At 69.4% G+C, this 22,526-nt stretch carries 21 protein-coding genes; 5 read left to right on the top strand and 16 right to left on the bottom strand.

Annotation, left to right across the window (positions count from 1 at the left end; translation table 11 throughout):
• Window positions 1-25 precede the first annotated feature (25 nt).
• Window positions 26-1,237: an MFS transporter gene (locus VXM69_RS15985; protein WP_367189880.1), complete on the top strand. Its 1,212-nt coding sequence runs from the start codon at window positions 26-28 to the stop codon at window positions 1,235-1,237.
• 19 nt (window positions 1,238-1,256) lie between these two features.
• Here VXM69_RS15985 and VXM69_RS15980 read toward each other — a convergent pair whose 3' ends face one another.
• The 6 genes from VXM69_RS15980 to kynB all read right to left on the bottom strand — a co-directional run bounded on the left by VXM69_RS15980 (window position 1,257) and on the right by kynB (window position 8,446).
• The gene (locus VXM69_RS15980) at window positions 1,257-2,270 is read right to left on the bottom strand and encodes a sugar-binding transcriptional regulator (RefSeq protein WP_080287921.1); all 1,014 of its coding nucleotides are present in this window, start codon (window positions 2,268-2,270) and stop codon (window positions 1,257-1,259) included.
• A gap of 47 nt (window positions 2,271-2,317) precedes the next feature.
• Window positions 2,318-3,799: a xylulokinase gene (xylB, locus tag VXM69_RS15975; RefSeq protein WP_367189879.1), complete on the bottom strand. Its 1,482-nt coding sequence runs from the start codon at window positions 3,797-3,799 to the stop codon at window positions 2,318-2,320.
• An 83-nt stretch (window positions 3,800-3,882) separates the two neighbouring features.
• Window positions 3,883-5,277, bottom strand: a complete 1,395-nt coding sequence (gene dalD, locus VXM69_RS15970) for a D-arabinitol 4-dehydrogenase (protein ID WP_034190534.1) — start codon at window positions 5,275-5,277, stop codon at window positions 3,883-3,885.
• Window positions 5,278-5,533: 256 nt separating this feature from the next.
• Entirely contained in the window at window positions 5,534-6,457 is a 924-nt protein-coding gene (gene kynA, locus VXM69_RS15965; protein WP_367190190.1) for a tryptophan 2,3-dioxygenase, read from the bottom strand.
• Between the two features lie 68 nt (window positions 6,458-6,525).
• A complete protein-coding gene (kynU, locus tag VXM69_RS15960; RefSeq protein WP_367190189.1) occupies window positions 6,526-7,776 on the bottom strand; it encodes a kynureninase in 1,251 nt (416 codons plus the stop codon).
• A 28-nt stretch (window positions 7,777-7,804) separates the two neighbouring features.
• Window positions 7,805-8,446, bottom strand: a complete 642-nt coding sequence (gene kynB / locus VXM69_RS15955) for an arylformamidase (RefSeq protein WP_034190537.1) — start codon at window positions 8,444-8,446, stop codon at window positions 7,805-7,807.
• 130 nt (window positions 8,447-8,576) lie between these two features.
• On the opposite strand from kynB, the gene VXM69_RS15950 reads away from it, so the two are divergent.
• Window positions 8,577-9,077 carry an Lrp/AsnC family transcriptional regulator gene (locus VXM69_RS15950; protein ID WP_006477992.1) on the top strand — a complete coding sequence of 167 codons (501 nt, stop codon included), beginning with the start codon at window positions 8,577-8,579 and terminating at the stop codon, window positions 9,075-9,077.
• Here VXM69_RS15950 and VXM69_RS15945 read toward each other — a convergent pair.
• The 3 genes from VXM69_RS15945 to VXM69_RS15935 all read right to left on the bottom strand — a co-directional run bounded on the left by VXM69_RS15945 (window position 9,064) and on the right by VXM69_RS15935 (window position 11,923).
• On the bottom strand, window positions 9,064-9,573 hold the full coding sequence (locus VXM69_RS15945) for a flavin reductase family protein (protein WP_069707051.1): 510 nt from the start codon (window positions 9,571-9,573) through the stop codon (window positions 9,064-9,066). The genes VXM69_RS15950 and VXM69_RS15945 overlap by 14 nt on opposite strands.
• 281 nt (window positions 9,574-9,854) lie before the next feature.
• Window positions 9,855-10,520 (bottom strand): hypothetical protein, encoded by a 666-nt coding sequence (locus VXM69_RS15940; protein WP_034190539.1) that lies wholly within the window; start codon window positions 10,518-10,520, stop codon window positions 9,855-9,857.
• Window positions 10,517-11,923, bottom strand: a complete 1,407-nt coding sequence (locus tag VXM69_RS15935) for a selenium-binding protein SBP56-related protein (protein ID WP_367189878.1) — start codon at window positions 11,921-11,923, stop codon at window positions 10,517-10,519. Before VXM69_RS15935 ends, VXM69_RS15940 begins: the two co-directional genes overlap by 4 nt.
• A gap of 589 nt (window positions 11,924-12,512) precedes the next feature.
• On the opposite strand from VXM69_RS15935, the gene msrA reads away from it, so the two are divergent.
• Window positions 12,513-13,073 carry a peptide-methionine (S)-S-oxide reductase MsrA gene (msrA, locus tag VXM69_RS15930; RefSeq protein WP_034190541.1) on the top strand — a complete coding sequence of 187 codons (561 nt, stop codon included), beginning with the start codon at window positions 12,513-12,515 and terminating at the stop codon, window positions 13,071-13,073.
• Between the two features lie 38 nt (window positions 13,074-13,111).
• Here msrA and VXM69_RS15925 read toward each other — a convergent pair whose 3' ends face one another.
• From VXM69_RS15925 to pdxH, 3 genes are all read right to left on the bottom strand, one after another.
• On the bottom strand, window positions 13,112-14,413 hold the full coding sequence (locus VXM69_RS15925) for a DUF72 domain-containing protein (RefSeq protein WP_367189877.1): 1,302 nt from the start codon (window positions 14,411-14,413) through the stop codon (window positions 13,112-13,114).
• A 23-nt stretch (window positions 14,414-14,436) separates the two neighbouring features.
• On the bottom strand, window positions 14,437-15,657 hold the full coding sequence (locus tag VXM69_RS15920; RefSeq protein ID WP_034190543.1) for a cyclopropane-fatty-acyl-phospholipid synthase family protein: 1,221 nt from the start codon (window positions 15,655-15,657) through the stop codon (window positions 14,437-14,439).
• Window positions 15,658-15,778: 121 nt separating this feature from the next.
• A complete protein-coding gene (gene pdxH, locus VXM69_RS15915) occupies window positions 15,779-16,423 on the bottom strand; it encodes a pyridoxamine 5'-phosphate oxidase (RefSeq protein ID WP_124670948.1) in 645 nt (214 codons plus the stop codon).
• 128 nt (window positions 16,424-16,551) lie between these two features.
• Between pdxH and VXM69_RS15910 the strand changes: the two genes are divergently transcribed.
• The gene (locus VXM69_RS15910) at window positions 16,552-17,409 is read left to right on the top strand and encodes a ThiF family adenylyltransferase (RefSeq protein ID WP_034190545.1); all 858 of its coding nucleotides are present in this window, start codon (window positions 16,552-16,554) and stop codon (window positions 17,407-17,409) included.
• A gap of 109 nt (window positions 17,410-17,518) precedes the next feature.
• Here the strand turns inward: VXM69_RS15910 and trxA are convergent, their stop codons facing one another.
• Together trxA and VXM69_RS15900 are read right to left on the bottom strand one after the other, a co-directional pair.
• Entirely contained in the window at window positions 17,519-18,367 is an 849-nt protein-coding gene (gene trxA, locus VXM69_RS15905) for a thioredoxin (RefSeq protein WP_034190546.1), read from the bottom strand.
• 52 nt (window positions 18,368-18,419) lie between these two features.
• Window positions 18,420-19,301 carry a pirin family protein gene (locus tag VXM69_RS15900; RefSeq protein WP_367189876.1) on the bottom strand — a complete coding sequence of 294 codons (882 nt, stop codon included), beginning with the start codon at window positions 19,299-19,301 and terminating at the stop codon, window positions 18,420-18,422.
• Between the two features lie 227 nt (window positions 19,302-19,528).
• Here VXM69_RS15900 and VXM69_RS15895 point away from each other — a divergent pair, with 227 nt between their 5' ends.
• On the top strand, window positions 19,529-20,407 hold the full coding sequence (locus VXM69_RS15895) for an EamA family transporter (protein WP_175028951.1): 879 nt from the start codon (window positions 19,529-19,531) through the stop codon (window positions 20,405-20,407).
• 45 nt (window positions 20,408-20,452) lie between these two features.
• Here the strand turns inward: VXM69_RS15895 and VXM69_RS15890 are convergent, their stop codons facing one another.
• Complete coding sequence (locus VXM69_RS15890; protein ID WP_034190549.1) at window positions 20,453-21,976, bottom strand: N-acetylmuramoyl-L-alanine amidase; 1,524 nt, start codon at window positions 21,974-21,976, stop codon at window positions 20,453-20,455.
• Complete coding sequence (gene tsaE, locus VXM69_RS15885) at window positions 21,958-22,509, bottom strand: tRNA (adenosine(37)-N6)-threonylcarbamoyltransferase complex ATPase subunit type 1 TsaE (RefSeq protein WP_034190550.1); 552 nt, start codon at window positions 22,507-22,509, stop codon at window positions 21,958-21,960. The genes VXM69_RS15890 and tsaE overlap by 19 nt, the downstream gene beginning before the upstream one ends.
• Window positions 22,510-22,526: the final 17 nt, after the last annotated feature.

Below are 22,526 nucleotides of genomic sequence, written 5' to 3'. Positions count from 1 at the left end.
GTCGCGTCGAAACCGGGAGCGCGTCATGAGCGATTGCCCGTCGATGGACAGCCGCGTTGCCGGCCGCCCGGTGCAGGCGGCCGAGCGCCTGCCGGTCGCGAACCTGCTGGCGCTCGCCACCGCCGCCTTCATCACGATCCTCACCGAAGCGCTGCCGGCCGGCCTGCTGCCGTTGATGAGCGCCGACCTGCGCGTGCCCGAGGCGCTGATCGGCCAGCTCGTGACCGTGTATGCGCTCGGCTCGATCGTCGCGGCGATCCCGCTTGTCGCCGCGACGCGCGCGATGCGCCGGCGCCGCCTGCTGCTCGCGGCGCTCGCCGGCTTCGTCGTGTCGAACGCGCTGACGGCCGTGTCGCCATACTACGCGCTCACGCTCGTGGCGCGCTTCGTCGCCGGCATGGCGGCGGGGCTGCTGTGGGCGCTGCTGGCCGGCTACGCGAGCCGGATGGTCGATGCGTCGCTGCGCGGCCGTGCGATCGCGGTGGCGATGCTCGGCGCGCCGGTCGCGATGTCGGTTGGCATTCCGGCCGGTACCGCGCTGGGCGCGGCGCTCGGCTGGCGCGTCGCGTTCGCGCTGATCACGCTGGCGGCGCTCGCGCTGATCGGCTGGATCCGTCTGCGCGTGCCCGATTACGCGGGGCAGCCCGCCGGCGCGCGCGAGCCCGTGCTTGGCGTGATGATGCTGCCCGGCGTGCGGCCGGTGCTGACCGTGATGTTCGCGTACGTGCTCGCGCACAACATGCTGTACACGTATGTCGCGCCGTTCCTGGCAGGCGTGCGGATGGGCGCGCAGGTCGATGTGGTGCTGTTCGTGTTCGGCCTCGCGTCGCTGGCCGGCATCGCGCTGACGGGCGCATGGATCGGCGCCGCGCAACGACGGCTGACGCTCGCCAGCATCGCGCTGTTCGCGCTTGCGGCGCTGATGCTCGGCGCCGGGTCCGGGATGGCGATCGTCTATGCGGGCGTCGCGCTGTGGGGGCTCGCGTTCGGCGGCGCGCCGACGCTGTTCCAGACGGCCGCCGCGAACGCGGCGGGGGAATCGGCCGACGTCGCGCAGTCGATGCTCGTGACGGTGTGGAACCTCGCGATCGCCGGCGGCGGCATCGCGGGCGGGATGCTGCTCGGCGCGACGGGCGCCGGCGCGATTCCGTGGGTGCTCGTCGCGCTGCTGGCGGCCGCGTGGATCGGCGCGTGGCGCGCGCGCCGGCACGCGTTCCCGGCGCCGCGCGCGGCCTGAGCGGGCGGCACCGGCGGCGTCAGGCTGCCTTCGCGGCGAGCGCGGCGCGCGCGCAGGTTTCGTCGGTGACGAGCCCCGACAGCCAGCCGCCGCGCAGCGCGGCGATCACCGCGTCATGTTTCTTCGGGCCGCCGGCGAACGCGATCGTCGGCAGCTTCGGCGGCGTCGCGAGTGCGACGCTCGTCACGCGCGCGCTGGTCGACACCGTGATCTGCGTACCCTGCGCGTCGATCGGCACGCCGAGCAGCTCGGCCACCGCGCCGAGCGCGGTCATCTCGTCGCGTTCCTGTTCGGTGATGAAGCCGTCTTCGTAGAGCGGGCAGTGCGGCCCGATGTTGCCGATCCCGACGAACGCGACGTCGGCCTGGCCCGACAGCGCCTCGACGATCCGGTACAGCCGGTGATTGCACCACTGCGCGCGCTCGGCGTCGCTGTCGGCGAACAGCGGCGCGGGCAGCAGGAAATGCTTGCTGCCGGTTTTCTCGGAGATGTACTGCGCGACGTCGTAGCGGTTCGACGAACCGTCGGCCGCGATCGCGCCGACCATCGACACGAGCCTGTGCTGCGGGCGGTCGATCTGCGCGATCTGCGCGACCGCGGCCTTCAGCGTGCGGCCGCTGCTGACCGCGATCACCATCGGCCGTGTTTCGTTCAGGTAGCGCTCCATTACCTGCGCGCCGGCGACCGCGAGCTTGCGGTCGATCGCGTCGGGCGCATCGGCATCGACGGGCACGACTTCGCACATCGCGAGGCCGTAGCGTTTCGACAGCTGCGCGCCGAGATCGAGGCAGTCGGCGAGCCGGTGATCGACGCGCACGCGGATCAGGTTCTTCTCGACCGCGAACGCGACGAGGCGCTGCGCGACCGGGCGCGAGACCTGCAGCTTCTCGGCGATTTCGTTCTGCGTGTCGCCCGCGACGTAGTAGAGCCACGCGGCACGGGTGGCGAGATCGAGTTTTTCTGAGGACTTGGACACGATAGCGATTCGGTTTGGATCAGGGGGCCGCCCCGCGGGCCGGCCGGCAGGCCGCACGACGGCGTCCACTGTAACGCATGTCGTGCGCTGCCTCGCGGTCGCGCCTATGCGAGCCGCGTGCGCGACGGTTCGTACAGCGGCTGTACGTGACGGTACAGCGAGCGGAATGCGTCGAGGCGTTCGCGCAGCCGTGCATGGCGGGCGGCGTCCGGCGCGTATTCGGCACGCACCGGCGGCTTGGTCAGCACCGTGTGCGGATCACCGCCGACGGCCAGCCAGCCGAGCCGCGCCGCACCGAGCGCCGCGCCCGTTTCGCCGCCGCCGATCTGGCGCGTGCGCACGTTCAGCGCGTCGGCGAGCAATTGCGCCCAGAACGCGCTGCGCGCGCCGCCGCCGATCAGCGACAGCTGGTCGGTTTCGACGCCGGCCGCATGCAATGCGTCGAGGCCGTCGGCGAGGCCGAGCGTCACGCCTTCGAGCACCGCGTAGCCGAGATGCGCGCGCTCGGTCGCATGCGTCATGCCGAAGAACACGCCCTGCGCATACGGGTCGTTGTGCGGCGTGCGTTCGCCGGACAGGTAGGGCAGGAACAGCGGCGCCGTCGCGAGCGCGTCGGCGTCGAGCGCTTCGACTTCGGCGAGCAGCGCGGGCTCGTCGGTGCCCGTCAGCTTGCAGACCCAGCGCAGGCAGCTCGCGGCCGACAGCACGACGCTCATCAATTGCCAGCGATCGGGAATCGCATGGCAGAACGCATGGACGGCGGACGCGGGGTTCGGCATGAAGCGGTCGCCGACCACGCTCAGCACGCCCGACGTGCCGAGCGACACGAAGCCGTCGCCCGCGTGGATCGCGCCGATGCCGAGCGCGCTCGTCGCGTTGTCGCCGCCGCCGCCCGCGACCACGACGGCCTCCGACAGCCCGAGCGTGCGTGCGACGTCCGCGCGCAGCGTGCCGGACGGCGCGTTGCCCTCGACGATGCGCGGCATCTGGTCGCGCGTCATGTCGCAGGCGGCGAGCAACGCGTCGGACCAGTCGCGGCGCGCGACGTCGAGCCACAGCGTGCCGGCCGCGTCCGACGGGTCGGACACTTTCGCGCCGGTCATCCGGAACCGCAGGTAGTCCTTCGGCATCAGCACGCATGCGGTGGCGGCGAACACGTCGGGTTCGTGCTTCGCGACCCACAGCAGTTTCGGTGCGGTGAAGCCCGGCATCGCGAGATTGCCGGCCAGTGCATGGAGATCGGGCGCGCGCTCGGTGAGCAGCGCGCATTCGTCGGCGCTGCGCATGTCGTTCCACAGGATCGCCGGGCGCAGCACGCGATCGTCGCGGCCGAGCAGCACGGCGCCGTGCATCTGCCCCGACAGGCCGATGCCGCGCACCTGCGCGAACGCGTGCGGGTGCCGCTCGCGCAACGTGGCGAGCGCGGCGAGCGTGCCTTGCCACCAGTCGTCCGGATGCTGTTCCGCCCAGCGCGGATGCGGCCGCGACACGGTGAACGGCGTGCCGGCCGTGCCGACGACCGTGCCGTCGGGGGCCAGCAGCAATACCTTCACTTCCGAGGTGCCGAGGTCGATGCCGAGATACATGAGCGATCCGTTCCGTCAGTGGGGAGTCGCTACTTTAGCCGCGCGGCAGCGCACGTGCCAAGGCAGGTTCGCCCGGATGCGCGTCAGCGCTGCGCCAGCCATGCGTCGACCCGCGCGAGCGCGCCGCGCAGCGCCTCGAACAGCGCCGCGTTGCCGGCGAGCGAGCCCCACAGCGCGCGGCTCGCGCCCAGCGCGACGACCGGGTCGTCGGCTTCGGCGATCGCCCGCGCGGCGCCGTCGTCCATCACGCCGTCCTGGTACGCATACGGCAGCAGGCCGCGCGCCCAGCGTTCGAGAAAGCGCAGGAACAACGCGGGCAGCACGGCGGTGGCCACCGGCGCCGCGCCGCGTGCGAACGATTCGACGAGCGTCGGCGCGATGAAGCCGGGGATCTTCGAGAAGCCGTCGGCCGCGACGCGCTGGTTGGTGTCGAGCACGTACGGGTTGCCGAAGCGTTCGAGCACGACGTCGCGGTAGCGCGCGAGATCGAGCGGGCTCGGGCTCAGGCACGGGATCACGTCCTGCGTCACGTAGTCGTGCGCGAAGCGGCGGATCGCCGCGTCGTGCGTGCCTTCGTGAATGTAGGTGTAGCCCGCGAGCGTGCCGGCCCACGCGATGCAGCTGTGCGTCGCGTTGAGGATGCGGATCTTCGCTTCCTCGTACGGGTGCACGTCGTCGACGAGCTCGGCGCCGGCCAGTTCCCAGCGCGGCCGGCCGGCCGCGAAGCGGTCCTCGATCACCCACTGGATGAACGATTCGCCCATCACCGGGCACGCATCGTCGATGCCGGTGGCCGCGCGCACGCGTTCGCGCACGTCGGCGGTCGGGCGCGGCGTGATGCGGTCGACCATCGCGCTCGGCGTCGCGACGTGCGCGTCGAACCACGCGAGAAGAGCCGTTTCGCCGCGCCGTTCGAGAAATTCGCGCATCCCCGCGCGAAAGCGCGCGCCGTTGTTGCGCAGGTTGTCGCAGCTCTGCAGCGTGAGCGGGCCCGCGCCGCGCTTCACGCGTTCGGCGAGCAGCGCCGCGAGCGCGCCGTACAGCGTCGTGCGCGCGCCCTGCAGGTCGGCCGCCAGATCGGCGTTCGCGACGTCGAGCCGGTTGTGTTCGTCGAGGTAGTAGCCGCCTTCGGTGACGGTGAACGACACGATCCGGCAGGCCGGATCGGCACCGGCGTCGACCAGCGCGGCGAGGTCGATCGACCACGGCAGCACGCGCGTGATCGCGCGGATCGTCTCGTACGCACGCTCGCCTTGCGGCGTGACGGTTTCGAGCGTGTAGGCGCCGTGCTGTGCGGCGAGCGCGTCCATCGTCGCGCGCATGTCGTCGCGGATGTTGCCGACGGTCAGCGACCAGCGTTCGTCGGCCGGGACGGCCGCGTTCACGCGATGCAGATACCACGCCTGGTGCGCGCGGTGAAACGAGCCAGCGCCGATGTGCAGCAGCACGGGCGCGCGGGCGGAGGGCGATTCGCTCATCCGTTGTCTCCTGTTCGTGCCAGTCTTCTCAGTCGAATACGATCATTTGCTCTTTATGTGAGCGAATGATCGTATTCGGGCGAGCGAAAGTCAAGGCGGGGAAACGGCATTTCGATGGTGCACTGCGGCGGCGCGGGCACGGCGCGGGAGCCGCGCGCGCAAAGGGCCGGATGGGAAAACGGTGTCGGCGGCGTGCGGCCGCATGAAGGCAGGGGGCGGCCCGCACGTCGTCGTGACGGCGGGCGCATGACGGGCGTTACAGCGTGGTGCGCACGTGCCAGAGTTCGGGGAACAGCACGACGTCGAGCATCTTGCGCAGGTACGGCGCGCCGCTCGTGCCGCCCGTGCCCTGCTTGAAGCCGATGATGCGCTCGACCGTCGTCACGTGACGGAAGCGCCACTGGCGGAACGCATCCTCGAGATCGACGAGTTCCTCCGCCATCTCGTACAGCTCCCAGTGCTGCTGCGGGTGGCGATACACCTCGAGCCATGCGGCTTCGACCGTCTCGTCGTGCCGTGTCGGCTGCGTCCAGTCGCGATCGAGCCGTTGCGCCGCGATCGGGAACCCGCGCCGCGCGAGCAGGCGCACGACTTCGTCGTAGAACGACGGCGCTTCGAGCGTCGCGCGCACCTGTTCGAGGAGGTCGGGCCGGTGCGCATGCGGCTGCAGCATCTGCGCGTTCTTGTTGCCGAGCAGAAATTCGAGCTGGCGATACTGGTACGACTGGAAGCCCGACGACTGGCCGAGGTACGGGCGCATCGCCGAGTATTCGGACGGCGTCATCGTCGACAGCACGTTCCACGCCTGCACCAGTTGCTCGAGGATGCGCGACACGCGCGCGAGCATCTTGAACGCGGGCGGCAGCGCGTCGGTGCGCACCGCGTCGAGCGCGCCGCGCAGCTCGAACAGCGCGAGCTTCATCCACAGCTCGCTCGTCTGATGCTGGATGATGAACAGCATCTCGTTGTGATCGGGCGACAGCGGATGTTGCGCATCGAGGATCGAATTCAGCGACAGGTAGTCGCCATAGCTCATCGACTTCGAGAAATCGAGTTGCGCGTTGTGCCAGCCGGCATCGCCGGGCACGTGCGGCGCTTCGTGCGCGGCCGGTGCCGGTTGGGGGGCGCGTGCGCCCGAGAACGGGCAACCCGCCGGCGCGTCGTCGCCGGGTGGCTGCATATGACCAGAATTCACGACTCTCTCCAGATTTGAATGACGAACGCGCGGCGCGCGCCGGGTAATGACGGTCAGGTCACCGCGCCGCGTTCGGCGAACTCGGGCGCCTTCCACGCGTCGGTGGCGAGGATGTCGCGCAGCGTTTCGACGGCGTCCCACACGTCGGCGAAGCGCGTATAGAGCGGCGTGAAGCCGAAGCGCAGCACGTACGGCTCGCGGTAGTCGCCGATCACGCCGCGCGCGATCAGCGCCTGCATCACTTCGTAGCCGTGCGGATGTTCGAAGCTCGCCTGCGAGCCGCGCTGGTGATGCGCGCGCGGCGTGACGAGCTTCAGCGACAAGCCCGCGCAGCGTGCTTCGACGAGCGCGATGAACGCATCGATCAGCGCGAGCGACTTGCGGCGGATCGCCTGCATGTCGGTCTGCAGGAACACGTCGAGCCCGCATTCGACCATCGACATCGACACGATCGGCTGCGTGCCGCACAGGAAGCGCGCGATGCCCGGATCGGGCGCGAAGCCCGGCTGCATCGCGAACGGCGCGCGGTGGCCCCACCAGCCGGACAGCGGCTGCGAGAAATGCGCGTGATGGCGCTGCGGCACCCACACGAACGCGGGCGAGCCCGGGCCGCCGTTCAGGTACTTGTACGTGCAGCCGACCGCGCCGTCCGCGCGCGCGCCGTTCAGGTCGACCGGCACCGCGCCGGCCGAGTGCGCGAGATCCCACAGCATCAGCGCGCCCGCGTCGTGCACGAGCTGCGTGACGGCCGGCATGTCGTGCATGTAGCCGGTGCGGTAGTTCACGTGCGTGATCATCGCGACGGCCGTGTCCGCGCCGAGCGCGGCGGGCAGGTCGGCCGGATCGTCGATCAGGCGCAGCTCGTAAGCGCCGCCGAGCTGTTCGATCAGCCCCTGCGCGATATACAGGTCGGTCGGGAAGTTCGAGCGTTCCGACACGATCACGCGGCGTTCGGGCGCGCGCCCGGCCTGGTGGCGCAGCATCGCCGACAGCAGCTTGAACAGGTTGATCGAGATGGTATCGGTGACGACCGTTTCGCCGGGCGCGCCGCCGATCAGCGTCGCGAGCTTGTCGCCGAGACGGCGCGGCAGCGCGAACCAGCCGGCCGTGTTCCAGCTGCGGATCAGGCCTTCGCCCCATTCGGCGCCGATCACCTGCTGCGCACGCGCGGCCGACGCGCGGGGCTGCGCGCCGAGCGAGTTGCCGTCGAGGTAGATCACACCGTCGGGCAGCGAGAACTGGTCGCGCAGCGGGGCAAGCGGGTCGTCGCGGTCGAGCGCGAGCGCGTCTTCACGGGTCTTGATCATGATGTGGGGTCGTGGGTCGGGGTAATCAGGAAGCATGCGCGGGCAGCGCGCGCAGCACCGCGCGCACGGGGCTCGCGTCGAGCGTCGCGAATTTCAGCGGCAGCGCGATCAGTTCGTAGTCGCCGGGCGGCACGTCGTCGAGCACGATGCCTTCGAGGATCGCCATCCGGTGCGCGCGCACGCGGTGATGCGCGTCCATCGTCTTCGATTCCTGCGGGTCGAGCGACGGCGTATCGATGCCGATCAGCTTCACGCCGCGGGCGGCGAGCAGGTCGACGGCCGCGGGCGCGACCGCGCAGAAATCGCTGTCCCACTGCTCGACGCTGGCGCGCGCACAGGTGCGCAGCAGCACGCGCGGCGGCACGCCGTCGAGCGCGGCCGCGATGTCGGCCGGCTGCACGACCGGCGATGCGCCGATGCAATGGATCACGCGGCACGGGCCGAGATAGGTGTCGAGCGGCACGGCGCCGATCGGCGCGCCGTCGGCGTCGTAATGCAGCGGCGCATCGCAGTGCGCGCCGGTGTGGGGCGACAGCGTCACGCGCGCGACGTTGACCGGCGAGCCGGCTTCCATCCGCCATACGCGTTCGACGGAAACCGGCGTATCGCCCGGCCACACGGGCGTGGCGGGGCTGACAGGCGGCGAGATGTCCCAGAGGGTGTCCATGGCATGACGAATCGGTGAGTCGATGCTTCGAATGATAGGTGGACGCTCGCAGAAAGTGCTTGCGAAATAAACATGGACAATCCGCCGGATTGGCAGATAATTCGACTGAGAGGGAAAACGGGGACCAAAAATGCACGCGATCACGCTCGATGCCACCGACTGCCGGATTCTGGCGGTACTGCAGGAGGAGGGCAGAATCAGCAATCTCGACCTGGCGGAACGCATTTCGCTTTCGCCGTCCGCCTGCCTGCGCCGCATGCGCCTGCTCGAGGAGCAGGGCGTGATCGAGCACTATCGCGCGTGCCTGAGCCGCGAGAAGCTCGGCTTCGAGCTCGAGGCGTTCGTACAGGTGTCGATGCGCAACGAAGAGAATCAATGGCACGAGCGCTTCGCGGAAGCGCTGCGCGAATGGCCGGAGGTGGTCGGCGCGTTCGTCGTGACCGGCGAGAGCCACTATCTGCTGCGCGTGCTCGCGCACAACCTCAAGCACTATTCGGATTTCGTGCTGAACCGGCTCTACAAGGCGCCGGGCGTGATGGACATCCGTTCGAACATCGTGCTGCAGACGCTGAAGGATGAAGCCGGCGCGCCGGTCGGGCTGGCGCGCACGGGGGCGATCAAAGCGGTGTGAGGCCGTGGAAGCCGCCGCCGTGGAACACCAGCGGCGGGGTCGCGTCCGATACCGCACGCACGCCGCAGCGTTCGACTTCGCCGACGAAGATCACGTGGTCGCCTTCGTCGTAGCGGCTGCGGTTGTGACATTCGAACCACGCGAGCGCGCCGTCGAGCACCGGCATCCCCGAGTTGCCGGCCGCATGCGCGATCCCTTCGAAGCGGTCGCCCTTGTAGGTCGAGAAGCGCTTGCACAGGTCGAGCTGCGACGCCGCGAGCACGTTCACCACGTAATGACTGTTGCCGCGGAACACGGGCGTCGACGCCGATTTGTGCGCGAGACTCCACAGCACCAGCGGCGGATCGAGTGAAACCGAGTTGAACGAGCTCGCGGTGATGCCGATCAGCTGCCCGGACGGTGCGCGCGTCGTGATCACCGTCACGCCCGTCGCGAACTGGCCGAGTGCCTGCCGGAAGGCGGCCGCATCGAAATCCGGCGGGTTGGCGCGGCTCATCGGGCCACCATCCGGAACGAGACAGGCAGGCGCGGCGCGACGCGGGTGGCGCGGGCACGGCGGACGAAAGGCGACAAGGCGGTCGATTGGGAAGGGGTGCGCATGGCCCGATTTTAGCGGAATCGGGGCTGGCGGGCCCGGCCGGACGGCGCATCGCGGGGGCAGGGTGGCATAGCGAACACTGCGTCGCGCGGCGGGATGCGCTGCCGCGGGTGGGCGGCCTGGCCGTCGTGCCCGTTCGGGTGCCGCGCCGGCGCATCCTGCCGGCCGTCGCTCCCGCGCTATCGCGCCGCCGCCAGTCCGAGCGACAGCGCGCCCGTCACGATCAGGCTCGATGCCCACACGGCATCGAGATTGAACCAGCTCCGCGACACGAACTTCAGCCCGAGATAGCGGTACACGAGCCATGCGAGCCCGCCGCCCGCGGCGATCATCGCGGCCGCGTGCACGGCCGCGACGACGAGTGCCATCCCGAGATGCGCATCGACGAGCACGGTCGCGGCGCGGTGGCCCGCATCGCGGTCGAGGCCGCACAGCCCGAGGTAGACCGGCACCAGCATCAGCCCCGCGCCGTGCGCGATCGCGACCGCGAACGACCACAGGCCGAGCCGCGCCGGCGGGATTCGCGCGAGCGCGCGCGGGTGCCGGCGCCGGATCAGCAGCACGGCGCCGAAGCCGATCACGAGCGCGCTCGCGCCGATCCGGATCGCCGACTGCCACGCGAGCAGCGCGGCGAGCAGCCCGAACGGCAGCATCACCGCGAAGACCGCGAGCGCATGGCCGAGCGCGAGATAGCCGAGCGCCGCGACGAGCGCGGTGCCGCGGCGCGTCATCAGCGCGTTCGATACCGCGAGCGGCCAGCCCATCGCGGGATTGAGCCCGTGATAGACGCCGCTCGCGAGCACGGCCGCCCACAGGGCGACCTGCGCGTGCAGGCCGGCGTTCAACGCCTGACCGACGGATAGCAGAACGAGTCGGTCGAGCAGTCGCCGCCTTCGAGCCGGATCTGGTGCGCGCGATAGCCGTCGGGGAATTCGACCCAGTAGTCGCCGGCGAGCGTCAGCCCGCCGTCCGGCCCCGCATGCGCGAGCACCTGCGCGCCCGGCACGCCGTCCGGATAGAACTGGTCGTCCCACGTCGAATACAGCGAATTGGTCCAGTACACGCGCCGGCCGTCGCGGCTGATCTCGACCATCTGCGGGCCGCCTGCGAACCGGCGGCCGTTCGTGTGCGGCGCACGGCGCGCGATGCCGCCGATGCGTACCGACCCCGCGAGCACCGGATTGTGCGGATCCGACACGTCGTACTGGCGCATCTCGCCGGTGCCCCAGCACGACACGTACAGGAAGCGGTCGTCGAGCGACAGGTCGATGTCGGTCACGAGCGGCGGCACCGCGCCGAATCCCTGCAGCAGCGGCGGCAGCTCATCGGCCGTGGCCGGCTCGGCGGGAATCGTCGCGGTCTTCTTCACATGGAACTTGCCGTCCTCACGCCACCAGGTCCAGATCGAGCCTTCGAGGTTGGTCGTGTCGACCACGACGCCGACGAACCCGTATTCGCGCGCCGGGTCGTGCGCGGGCCGTACCTCCAGCGCCATCTGGTGCTGCGCGCCGAGATCGATCGTCTGCACGTTGCGCCGCGCGCGCAGGTCCCAGAAATGCAGCCGGTGCCCGTACTTGTTCGCGAGCAGGTCCTCGGGGACGATGCCGTTCTCGAACTGCGGCGGCAGCGCCCATTCGCTCGACACCATGTAGTCGCGCGGCAGGTTCCACCAGAAGTCGTAGTGCTTGTCCTGCGAGCCGCGGTCGATCTCCCAGCGGCCGAGCACGTCGAACGTCTCGCAATCCATGATGAAGATGCCGGGCGCGCCGTCGGTGCCGTCCTTGCCCGCGCCGCCGAGCGTGCTCACGTAGATGCCTTCGGGGCCGCAATGCACGGTGTGGGGGCGCGAGTAGCCGGTCTTCGCGAAGATCTCGTCGGGCTCGATGATCTTGTGGATGCGCGCCTGCGTCGGGTGCGGCTTCGTATCGATCACGTAGATGCGCGACGAGCGCAGGCCCGGGATGATCAGGAAGCGGCGCTCGAGGAACGCATGGCCGGTCAGCGGCGACAGCGACGACGAGCACGCATTCCAGCCGAAGTGGTGAAACTCGTCGCCGGTGTTCGGCATCGTCACCGTATGCACGATTTTTCCGTAGGTCGGCGATCCGGGCTTCACGTCGATCACGGCGAGCGCGTCGGGTCTGGAAAAATCGGGGCTCAGCAACAACGTATAGGCAAATTCCTCCGCCGGCGCCTGCATCGCAAGCTCGGGTGAAGCATGAAACGTCGGGTCAGGCCGCATGCTCATGGTGATGCCCTCTCGATGGGTTCGGATCGTGAACGCACGGCCGTTCGTTGCGGGCGTGCGGGTCGGGATGGCCGCGCGGCGCGCATCGTGCCGGCGGATGCGATCGGCAGGCGGACGCACGTGTCGGTGCCACGCGCGTTGCCATGCATCAGATCGTGAAAGCGGGGAAAGCCGGTAAAGGCAATACGCGGGAGCGCCGCGCCGGGGGCGGGACGGACGCGTGGCCTGGCGTTGGTACGGTTGAAGCGGCGGCCCGCGGCGCGACGACGGCCACGCGGGCGACGCAGGCGAATTCTGTTAAGGCGTGCATATCGATGTTCCGGCAGATGATGTTTGCATCAGGGTCGGGCATGCATCGGGCGCTGCGTGCGCGGCGACGGGTTTGCCGCCGCTCGCGCGTGCCTCAGTGTAGACGAGAAACGTGCGGCGAGTCGCGCGCGGCACCTGTGCAATCTGCCAGGTTCGCGCGCGAGTGAGATACTTGCCGGAGTGTCGCCGTGCCCCGCATCGCGGGCCGCGCGGCGGCGGGATGGAACGGCGGCAGCCGGCACGGGCGTGCCGCGGCCGTCATCAACGAGGGTCTGAATTCATGGGGAACGAGATGCTTGAAACCGCGACTTTGGGAGGCGGGTGTTTCTGGTGCACGGAGGCCGTGTTTCTCGACGTCGACGGCGTGACGGCCGTCCAGTCGGGTTATGCGGGCGGCCATACGCGCAATCCGGGCTACCGCGACATCTGCGAAGGCGACACGGGCCACGCGGAAGTCGTCAACGTGACGTTCGATCCGGCGCGCATCGCGTATCGCGAGATCCTCGAGATCTTCTTCGCGACGCACGATCCGACCCAGCTGAACCGGCAGGGCAACGACGTCGGCACGCAGTACCGGTCGGTCGTGTTCACGCATTCGGATGCGCAGCGCGACACGGCGCTCGACGTGATCCGCGAGCTCGAGCGCGAGCAGGTGTTCGGCCAGCCGATCGTCACGCAGGTCGTGCCGCTCGACGGCAACTACTGGCCGGCCGAGGACTATCACCAGAACTATTACGCGCGCAACCCGGGGCAGGGCTACTGCTCGGTCGTGATCGGGCCGAAGCTCGCGAAATTCCGGCAGAAGTTCTCGCACCGGCTGAAGTCGCTGCGCGGCGCGTAAGCGGGTAGCCGGCCGGGCCGGGCGTTACGCCCCCTCCGTTACGCCGCCTCGTTGCGCCACTGCGCGCACGCGGCGGCGATTTCGCGCGCGAGCGCGATGCACGACAGCGGCGCGGAGCCTTCCGCCTTGTTGTTGATCGTGATGATCACCGGCTGCCCGGCCAGCGCGTAGCGCGCGGCCAGTTCGGCGAGCGCCGAGCGCGTGGCCGGATCCTCGTCGACGAGTTTGTCGAACGGCTCGTATTTCGCTTTCGCCTGTTCGTACTTGAAGCCGCCGTGCAGGCTCCAGCGCACGATCAGCGGGCCCGGTGCGTCGCCGTCGAGCAGCGCGAGCGCGGCGGCCTGGCGCAGCGGGTCGGGCATTCGCGCGTGCAGCCCGACGCAGTAGCGCACGCCGAGCGACGCGAGCGCGCGGATGAAGCGCGGCGTGAGCAGGCTCGCGTCACGGATCTCGATCGCGTAACGCGGGCCGTCGGCTGCCGGCGCGAGCGGCGGCAGCGCCGCGAAGAACGCGGTCAGCCGGTCGATCAGCGCGGCCGGTTCGGCAAGCAACGGGTCGGGCAGCGGCGAGAACTGGAACACGAGCACGCCGGCTTTCCGGCCGAGCCCTTCGAGGCATGGCTGCACGAATTCGCGGGTCGCGAGCGCGGCGTCGAGGAAGGTCGGGTTCGGTCCCGACGGTTCGCCGCGGCGGCCGCGGATCACCGCGTCGGTCACCGAGGCCGGCGCCTTCACGACGAAACGGAAGTCGTCGGGCACCTGCTGCGCGTAGCGCAGGTAGTCGGCCACCGACAGCGGGCCGTAGAACGACCGGTCGAGGCTCACGCTCCTGAGGAGCGGATGCGCGCCGTACGCTTCGAGCCCTTCGCGCGACAGCTTCGTCTGCGTGAAATCGCCGTCGTAGACGATGCCGTTCCAGCCGGGGAAATACCACGACGACGTGCCGAGCCGGACGTTCGGCGGCAGGCCGGCCGCGGCGTCGGCAACGTCCGCCGAGATCGGCGCGGGCAGCACGCCGCGCTTGCGCCGGCCCTTCTTCGGCGGCGCGGCGGGCGGCGACGGTTCGTCCCACAGCAGCCCCGAGGACGGTGCCGGTTCGTCGTCGGCCGCGCGGGAGGGGGCCCGGGCACGCGGTGCCGGCGGCGCTTCGTCCTGCGCCTGCGGCGTCACCGGTTCATCGGTGCGGGCGGGGTGGGGGGCGTCAGTGGGTGACGGCGACGCGCGTGCCGCGTCCGCCGGCACGCCGAACAGGTCGAATTGCCCGTCGGCGTGCGACCCGTCCGTGTCGTCGCGCTGCTGTCGTTCCGGCGGCGTCTTGCGCCGCGTCCTGCCGTCACCCATGCATGCCCAGCGTGAAGCGCCGCCTAGCGCGGCAGCGCGTGTTCGTACATATAGCGCCGCGACCACGGCAGCGTTTTCGCGCTGCGTCCGGCCTTGCGGCACACGATCTGGAAGATCGACACGTCGTCGTGCTCGAATGCATACGCGCAGCCGGCAAGATACACGCGCCAGATGCGGAATTTTTCGTCGTCGACGAGGGCTTTCGCCTGGTCGGCCTTCGCCTCGAAGTTTTCCGTCCAGATGTCGAGCGTGCGCGCATAGTGCCGGCGCAGGCTTTCGACGTCAACCGCTTCGAGCCCGCCGCGCTGCGCCGCTTCGAGCGCGAGGCTGATGTGCGGCAGCTCGCCGTCCGGGAACACGTAGCGGTCGATGAATTCGCCGCCGCCGAGCGCCGTCTCGCCGCTTTCCGCGTCGGTCGACGTGATCCCGTGGTTCATCGCGATGCCGTCGTCGGCGAGCAGGTCATGGATGCGCGAGAAGTAGAGCGGCAGGTTCTTGCGGCCGACGTGCTCGAACATCCCGACGCTCGTGATGCGGTCGAACTGGCCTTCGATCTCGCGGTAATCCTGCAGACGAATCTCGATCCTGTCTTCCAGCCCCGCGGCCTTTACACGCGCGGTCGCCAGGTCGAACTGGTTCTGCGACAGCGTCACGCCGAGACACGTCGCGCCGAACTTCTGCGCGGCGCGCAGCACGAGCGCACCCCAGCCGCAGCCGATGTCGAGCAGGCGCTGGCCGGGCTCGAGCTGGATCTTCGTCAGGATGTGGTCGATCTTCTTGATTTGCGCGGTGGCGAGATCCTCGTCGCCGTTCTCGAAGTACGCGCACGAGTACACCATGTTCTCGTCGAGCCACAACTGGTAGAACGCGTTCGAGACGTCGTAGTGGTACTGGATCGCCTTCTTGTCGGTGCTCTTCGAATGATTGAAGTAGCGTTTCACGCGCGCGAGCTTGCTCGCGCTCGTCACGGTGCTGCGGGCGAGCGAGTAGCCGATGTTGATGATGTCCGACAGCTTGCCTTCGATGTCGATCTTGCCCTTCACGTACGCCTCGCCGAGATTGTCGAGGCTCGGTTCGAGCAGCAGCGGCAACGCCGACGCGCTGTTTACCTTCAGCGTGACCTGCGGTGCGCTGAAGGTGCCGAAATCGAGTTGCTCGCCGTTCCACAGCACGAGGCGCGCCGGTATGTTCGCTTTCGCCCGTACTTCGTCCGCCCACTGTGCCAGCTTCTTTTCCCAGAACATTTGGATTCTCCGTTTGTTCGTTGAATCGAATACAGCCAAGTATCTTGACCGGCGCCCGCCGCTTGCGAAGCGGGCGCCCGGATGCAACACGAGACACGACCGGCGTGCGCCGGCGCCGCGCTTACGGCGACAGGCGCGAGATCGTCCAGCCCGCCGCCGTCGAGGCGTCGCGCGTATAGAGCAGGCGGTCGTGCAGCCGCGACGGGCGCCCTTGCCAGAACTCGATCGAGTCGGGCACGAGGCGGTAGCCGCCCCAGTGCGGCGGGCGCGGCGGGTTGTCGCCGTAGCGTTCGCTGACGGCCTGTTCGCGCGCTTCGAGCGTCGCGCGGCTGTCGATCACGGTGCTCTGGTCGGACGCCCATGCGCCGATGCGCGAGCCGAGCGGGCGCGACGCGAAATAGCGGTCGCTTTCTTCCGCACTGGTTTTCTCGATCCGGCCTTCGATGCGCACCTGGCGTTCGAGCTCGATCCAGTAGAACAGCAGCGCGGCTTGCGGATGCACGGCGAGATCGTGCCCCTTGCGGCTTTCGTAATTGGTGAAAAAGACGAACCCGCGCTCGTCGACGCCCTTGATGAGCACGATCCGCGCCGACGGCCGGCCGTCGGCGCCGACGGTCGCGAGCGTCATCGTGTTCGGCTCGGGCAGCTTGGCGGCGAGCGCCTCCTTGAACCAGCGATCGAACTGGGCGAAAGGGCTGGGGGCGGCATCGGCTTCGTCGAGCGAAGCACGTGAATAGTTGATGCGGAGATCGGCGAGAGTCGTCATGTTATGCAAACGCTTCAATCTGGGGCCAGTATAGCGAACGCGCGGGAATCGTGCGTGCACAGTGGCGCGTGCGAGCGGGGAGTTCAGGCAAAATAGAGGGCTGCACGACTTACGTTTTCCTTGCTGCCATGTCCGCTGCCGACGCTGCCCCGCCCAGTTCTTCTGATCTTACCCCGACCCCGCAAATCCAGCTTGACGTGGATCGCGCGCGGCGCTTCGGCGGCGTCGCGCGCCTGTACGGCGCGCCGGCGGCCGCCGCGTTCGAGCGCGCGCACGTCGCGGTGATCGGCATCGGCGGCGTCGGGTCGTGGGTGGCCGAGGCGCTCGCGCGCAACGCGGTCGGCACGCTGACGCTGATCGATCTCGACAACGTCGCGGAAAGCAATACGAACCGGCAGATCCACGCGCTCGACGGCAATTACGGCAAGCCGAAGGTCGACGCGATGGCCGAGCGGATCGCGTTGATCGATCCCGCGTGCCGTGTGAACCGGATCGAGGATTTCGTCGAGCCCGACAACTTCGACGCGCTGCTCGGCGGCGGCTTCGACTACGTGATCGATGCGATCGACAGCGTGCGCACGAAGGTCGCGCTGATCGCATGGTGCGTCGCGAAGCGGCAGCCGCTGATCGTCGTGGGCGGCGCGGGCGGCCAGCTCGACCCGACGCGCATCCGCATCGACGATCTCGCGCTGACGATCCAGGATCCGCTGCTGTCGAAGGTGCGTGCGCAGTTGCGCAAGCAGCACGGTTTTCCGCGCGGGCCGAAGGCGCGTTTCAAGGTCAGCGCCGTGTATTCGGACGAGCCGCTGATCTATCCGGAAGCGGCCGCGTGCGACCTCGAGGACGGTGCCGAGCCGTCCGCGGCCGCGCATGTCGCGGGGCTCAACTGCGCGGGATTCGGCTCGAGCGTGTGCGTGACCGCGAGCTTCGGGTTCGCGGCCGCCGCGCATGCGCTGCGCGCGATCGCGGCGCGGGCCGCCGGCTGAGCGCGCGACGCGCGCGCATCGACGATTGAGGGTGCGGCGCGAGTCGTGCGCCGCAAGCGATCCGGCGTCCGGCCGGGCCGTGGCGGCCCGGCTGAATCGCCGTATCGGGTCAGTTGAGCGCCATGCTCAGCTTGCGTCGCCACCCGGCGACGAGATCGGGGCGATCGCCGGCCAGCTCGAACACCGAGATCAACGTGCGGCGGCCGAGATCGTCGCCGTATGCGCGGTCGCGCTTGACGATTTCCAGCAACTGCTCCACCGCGCCTTCGTACGCGCGCCGCGCGATCAGGCTCTGCGCGAGGTCGAAGCGCGCGTCGAGGTCGGCCGGGTTCGCCGCGATGCGGGCTTCGAGCGCGTCGGTCGGCGGCAGGTCGGCCGTGGCGTCGAGCGCATCGAATCGGGTCTTGATCGCCTGGTAGCGCGGATCGCCGTTCTGCACCGTTTGCGGCGACAGGCGCTCGGTCTCGGCGCGCGCGGCGTCGACCTGGTTGTGCGCGAGCAGCAGTTCGATCAGGTCGAGGCGCGCGTCGTCGAAGCCGGGGTTCAGCGCGAGCGCCGCTTCGAGGTGCGTGAGCGCATCGTCGTAGCGCTGCTCGGCGATCGCGTATTGCGCGGCGCGGCGCTCGGCTTCCTCGGGCGCCGGCAGCAGCCGGTCGAGGAACGCGCGCAACTGGCCTTCGGGCAGGACGCCGACGAATTGATCGACCGGGCGGCCGTCGGCGAACGCGATCACGTGCGGGATGCTGCGCGTCTGGAAGTGCGCGGCCAGTTCCTGGTTCTCGTCGACGTTGACCTTCACGAGCTTCCAGCGGCCTTCGTAGTCGGCTTCGAGCTTTTCCAGCAGCGGGCCGAGCGTCTTGCAGGGGCCGCACCACGGCGCCCAGAAGTCGACCAGCACGGGCGTGTCCAGCGACGCCTCGATGACGTCTTTCTCGAAAGTGGCAAGCGTGGTGTCCATGTCGTTCTCTTCGGTTCGAATATCGTCAGGATGGGGGCGGCGCGCCCCTTTTTCAACGCGGCTTCGGCTCGGGCAGCGGAATCCACTCGGTCTCGCCCGGCACCTTGCCCAGTTCCTGGCGCGTCCACGCTGCTTTCGCGCGCTCGATCGCGTCGCGGCTGCTGGCGACGAAATTCCACTCGATGAAGCGTTCGCCGTCGATCTTGTCGCCGCCGAGCAGCATCGCGCGCGCGCCGCTGCCGCTCGTCAGCGTGACCGTGGCGCCCGGCGCGAGCACGGCCATCTGTTCGGCCGGCACCGGCGTGCCGTCGATCGCGAGCTCGCCGTCGACCACATAGACCGCGCGCTCCTCGTGCGACGCATCGAGTTCGAGCCGGCCGCCGGCCGCGAATTCGGCCGCGACGTACAGCGTGCGCGAGAACGTCGTGACGGGCGAGCGCAGCCCGAATGCGTCGCCGGCGATCACCGTCAGCGCCACGCCGTCTTCGTTGCGCTTGGGCAGCGTGTCGGCCGCATGGTGCTCGAACGACGGCTCGGTCGTCTCGTGCGCCTGCGGCAGCGCGACCCAGGTCTGGATGCCGTGCACCGTATGGCCGCTGGCGCGCTGCGCATCGGGCGTGCGTTCGGAGTGGACGATCCCTCGGCCGGCCGTCATCCAGTTCACGTCGCCCGGCACGATTTCCTGCAGCGAGCCGAGGCTGTCGCGGTGCAGGATCGCGCCGTCGAACAGGTAGGTGACGGTCGCGAGCCCGATGTGCGGATGCGGGCGCACGTCGAGCCCCGTGCCGGCCGGCAGCGTGGCCGGCCCCATGTGATCGAAGAAGATGAACGGGCCGACGAGACGCGCGGCGAGTGCGGGCAGCGTGCGGCGCACCTGCAGGTTGCCGATGTCGCGCACGTGCGGCTTCAGCAGGGCTTTGATCGAGTCGGTCATGGCGGCTCCAGTGGGGCGGCGGGGGATGCCGGTCATTGTACTGGGCGCCCGCCGTCGATTCCATGCGCGCCGCGCGGGTATCGGGCCGCGCGGCGAAACCCGGTAGACTGACGCGCTTCTCGGGAAAACGCCGGGCCGCCCCAGGTTTTCCCGACCCCCTCGGGGGCTGGCGCGAAGCGACAGGACGGGGGCTTTGCACAACGATTCGAATCGAGGAGACGCCGATGATGGCCCCGAAGGACTTGCTGCTCGCGCTGGTCGTGATCCTTGCGTGGGGTGTGAACTTCGTCGTGATCAAGGTCGGCCTGCACGGGATGCCGCCGATGCTGCTCGGCGCGCTGCGCTTCACGCTCGCGGCCGTGCCCGCGGTGTTTTTCGTGCGCCGGCCGCGGATTCCGTGGCGCCTGCTGGTGTTGTACGGCGCGACGATCCAGCTCGGCCAGTTCGTGTTCCTGTTCACCGGCATGTACGTCGGCATGCCGGCCGGCCTCGCATCGCTCGTGCTGCAGTCGCAGGCGTTCTTCACGCTCGTGTTCGCGATGCTGTTTCTCGGCGAGCGGCTCCGTGTGCAGAACCTGGTCGGGCTCGCGATCGCCGCCGGCGGGCTCGTCGTGATCGCCGCACAGGGCGGCCGCGCGATGACGCTCGCGGGCTTCCTGCTGACGATCTGCTCGGCCGCGATGTGGGCGTTCGGCAATATCGTCACGAAGAAGGTCGGGAAGGCGAACCTCGTGTCGCTCGTGGTGTGGGCGAGCCTCGTGCCGCCCGTGCCGTTCTTCCTGCTGTCGCTGTGGTTCGAGGGGCCGCAGCGCATCGCGACCGCGCTCGCCGGGCTCGACCGCGCATCGATCTTCGCGGTCGTCTATCTCGCGTTCGTCGCGACGCTGCTCGGCTACGGGCTGTGGAGCCGCTTGCTGTCGCGTTACCCGGCCGCGCAGGTCGCGCAGTTCTCGCTGCTGGTGCCGGTCGTCGGGCTCGCGTCGTCGGCGCTGCTGCTCGACGAACATCTGACGCGCACGCAGCTGATCGGCACCGTGCTCGTGATGGGCGGGCTCGCCGTGAACGTGTTCGGCGGGAAAGTGCTGCGCCGCTTCGCGGCGTCGTGACGCGCCGGCACGCCACGCGTGCCGGCGGCAGGGAAGGGGCAGCCGTCAGGCCATCCGGTTCTTCGCGAGCGGCGGATTCGCGGCGAAGTAACGCTTGATGCCGCGGAAGATCGCGTCGGCCATCTCGTCGCGATAGCTGTCGTCGTTGAGCCTGCGCTCTTCGTCGGGGTTGCTGATGAACGCGGTCTCGACGAGGATCGACGGAATGTCGGGCGCCTTCAGCACCGCGAACCCGGCCTGCTCGACCGAGCCCTTGTGCAGCTTGTTGATGCCGCCGACTTCCTTCAGCACGTAGTTGCCGTAGCGCAGCGAGTCGCGGATTTGCGCGGTCGTCGACATGTCGAACAGCGCGCGGTTCACGGCCGCGTCCGCCGTCTTGATGTTGATGCCGCCGATCAGGTCCGACGAGTTTTCCTTGTTCGCCATCCAGCGCGCCGCGGCGCTCGTCGCGCCGTGGTCGGACAGCGCGAACACCGACGAGCCGCGCGCGGACGGCGTCGTGAACGCGTCCGCGTGAATCGACACGAACAGGTCGGCGCCGACGCGGCGCGCCTTCTGCACGCGCACGTTCAGCGGTACGAAGAAGTCGGCGTCGCGCGTCATCATCGCGCGCATGTTCGGCGCGCCGTCGATCTTCGCGCGCAGCTTCTTCGCGATATCGAGCGCGATGTGCTTCTCGTACGTCCCGGCGCCGCCGATCGCGCCCGGATCCTCGCCGCCGTGGCCCGGATCGATCGCGACCGTCAGCAGGCGCACCGTGCCGCCCTTGCCGGATTTCGGCGCGGTGAACTTGTAGGTGTCGCCGTCGTCGTCGCTGTCGTCGCGGCGCGCGATGACGGGCGGCGGCTTGACGGCCGGCTTCGGCGGTGCCGAAGGCGTGCCGGCGGCCGGCGGCGTATGCGGCGCGGCCGGCGTGTTCTGCGCGAAACGCTGGAAGAACGCGTCGCTGTTGTCGCCCGTGGAGGGCGGCGTGCCGGGGCCGGACAGCGTGGTCGGCGGTTGCATCTGCTGCGCGCGCGTCGTGTCGTTGAGCGCCTGCTCCTTGCGTTCCGTCTGCGCGATCAGGTCGGACAGCGGATCGGGCGCGACGGCCGGATACAGGTCGAACACGAGCCGGTACTTGTAGGTGCCGACGGGCGGCAGCGTGAACACCTGCGGCTTCACCGAGCCCTTCAGGTCGAACACCATCCGCACGACGTGCGGCTGATACTGGCCGACCCGCACCGACTGGATCTGCGGGTCGTTCGGCGCGATCTTCGACACGAGGTCGCGCAGCGCCTGGTCGAGATCGAGGCCGGTCAGGTCGACGACGAGACGGTCGGGACCCTGCAGCAGCTGTTGGCTATTCTGCAGCGGCTGGTCGGATTCGATCGTGACGCGCGTGTAATCGCGCGCGGGCCACACGCGCACGCCGAGCACCGACGATGCGTGCGCGAGCCGCGGCGCGACGAGACCGAGCACCAGCGTCGACGCACCCGCGCGCAGGATCTGGCGGCGCCGCCAGTTGTGCGTCGCGGTGGCCGCCGATTCGATCGAGCGGAACGGTTTGATCAACATCTTTCGAGACATGCCTTTCCTGAAGCGCTGTACGCCCGGACGGTGAGGGCGCGGCCGTCGCCATCCACGTCGAGCGAGAAAACCAGATCGGGCACGCCGAGCAGGGCGCCCGCCTGTTGCGGCCATTCGACCAGGCAGATCGCGCTCGAATTGAAATATTCGCGAAAGCCTGCGTCGGACCATTCGGCCGGATCGTTGAATCGATACAGATCGAAGTGATAGACCTCGAGTTCCCCGTCGCTGCGTTCGAGCGCGTACGGCTCGACGAGCGTGTAGGTCGGGCTGCGCACGCGGCCCTGATGGCCGAGGCCGCGCAGGATCGCGCGCACGAGGGTCGTCTTGCCCGCGCCGAGATCGCCGACCAGCTGGATCTGGAGCCCGTCGAACGCATGCGCGCGATCGAGCGCGATGCGCGCCGCGTCGAGCGCGTGCGCGAAGCGGGTGCCGAATGCCTCGGTCGCCGCTTCGTCGGCGAGTGCGATCACGCGCTCCGCGAGCGGGGCGGGCAGCGTGGTGGCGTGAGGCGTATGGGACGTGGCTGGCATTCTCGTAAAATAGTGCG

It is taken from the genome of Burkholderia sp. Ed8 (assembly GCF_040761425.1).
Classification (GTDB): Bacteria; Pseudomonadota; Gammaproteobacteria; order Burkholderiales; family Burkholderiaceae; genus Burkholderia; species Burkholderia seminalis.
The sequence above is the reverse complement of the archived record's forward strand: the minus strand, read 5'-3'. Positions and strand labels throughout refer to the sequence as shown.

What these genes read in the sequence shown, in the direction of transcription:
- VXM69_RS15985 (WP_367189880.1), top strand. Translation starts at nt 26, where the DNA reads ATGAGCGATTGCCCGTCGATGGACAGCCGCGTTGCCGGCCGCCCGGTG.
- xylB (WP_367189879.1), bottom strand. Translation starts at nt 3,799, where the DNA reads ATGTATCTCGGCATCGACCTCGGCACCTCGGAAGTGAAGGTATTGCTG.
- dalD (WP_034190534.1), bottom strand. Translation starts at nt 5,277, where the DNA reads ATGAGCGAATCGCCCTCCGCCCGCGCGCCCGTGCTGCTGCACATCGGC.
- kynA (WP_367190190.1), bottom strand. Translation starts at nt 6,457, where the DNA reads ATGCAGCCACCCGGCGACGACGCGCCGGCGGGTTGCCCGTTCTCGGGC.
- kynB (WP_034190537.1), bottom strand. Translation starts at nt 8,446, where the DNA reads ATGGACACCCTCTGGGACATCTCGCCGCCTGTCAGCCCCGCCACGCCC.
- VXM69_RS15950 (WP_006477992.1), top strand. Translation starts at nt 8,577, where the DNA reads ATGCACGCGATCACGCTCGATGCCACCGACTGCCGGATTCTGGCGGTA.
- VXM69_RS15945 (WP_069707051.1), bottom strand. Translation starts at nt 9,573, where the DNA reads ATGAGCCGCGCCAACCCGCCGGATTTCGATGCGGCCGCCTTCCGGCAG.
- VXM69_RS15935 (WP_367189878.1), bottom strand. Translation starts at nt 11,923, where the DNA reads ATGAGCATGCGGCCTGACCCGACGTTTCATGCTTCACCCGAGCTTGCG.
- msrA (WP_034190541.1), top strand. Translation starts at nt 12,513, where the DNA reads ATGGGGAACGAGATGCTTGAAACCGCGACTTTGGGAGGCGGGTGTTTC.
- VXM69_RS15925 (WP_367189877.1), bottom strand. Translation starts at nt 14,413, where the DNA reads ATGGGTGACGGCAGGACGCGGCGCAAGACGCCGCCGGAACGACAGCAG.
- VXM69_RS15920 (WP_034190543.1), bottom strand. Translation starts at nt 15,657, where the DNA reads ATGTTCTGGGAAAAGAAGCTGGCACAGTGGGCGGACGAAGTACGGGCG.
- pdxH (WP_124670948.1), bottom strand. Translation starts at nt 16,423, where the DNA reads ATGACGACTCTCGCCGATCTCCGCATCAACTATTCACGTGCTTCGCTC.
- VXM69_RS15910 (WP_034190545.1), top strand. Translation starts at nt 16,552, where the DNA reads ATGTCCGCTGCCGACGCTGCCCCGCCCAGTTCTTCTGATCTTACCCCG.
- trxA (WP_034190546.1), bottom strand. Translation starts at nt 18,367, where the DNA reads ATGGACACCACGCTTGCCACTTTCGAGAAAGACGTCATCGAGGCGTCG.
- VXM69_RS15900 (WP_367189876.1), bottom strand. Translation starts at nt 19,301, where the DNA reads ATGACCGACTCGATCAAAGCCCTGCTGAAGCCGCACGTGCGCGACATC.
- VXM69_RS15895 (WP_175028951.1), top strand. Translation starts at nt 19,529, where the DNA reads ATGGCCCCGAAGGACTTGCTGCTCGCGCTGGTCGTGATCCTTGCGTGG.
- VXM69_RS15890 (WP_034190549.1), bottom strand. Translation starts at nt 21,976, where the DNA reads ATGTCTCGAAAGATGTTGATCAAACCGTTCCGCTCGATCGAATCGGCG.
- tsaE (WP_034190550.1), bottom strand. Translation starts at nt 22,509, where the DNA reads ATGCCAGCCACGTCCCATACGCCTCACGCCACCACGCTGCCCGCCCCG.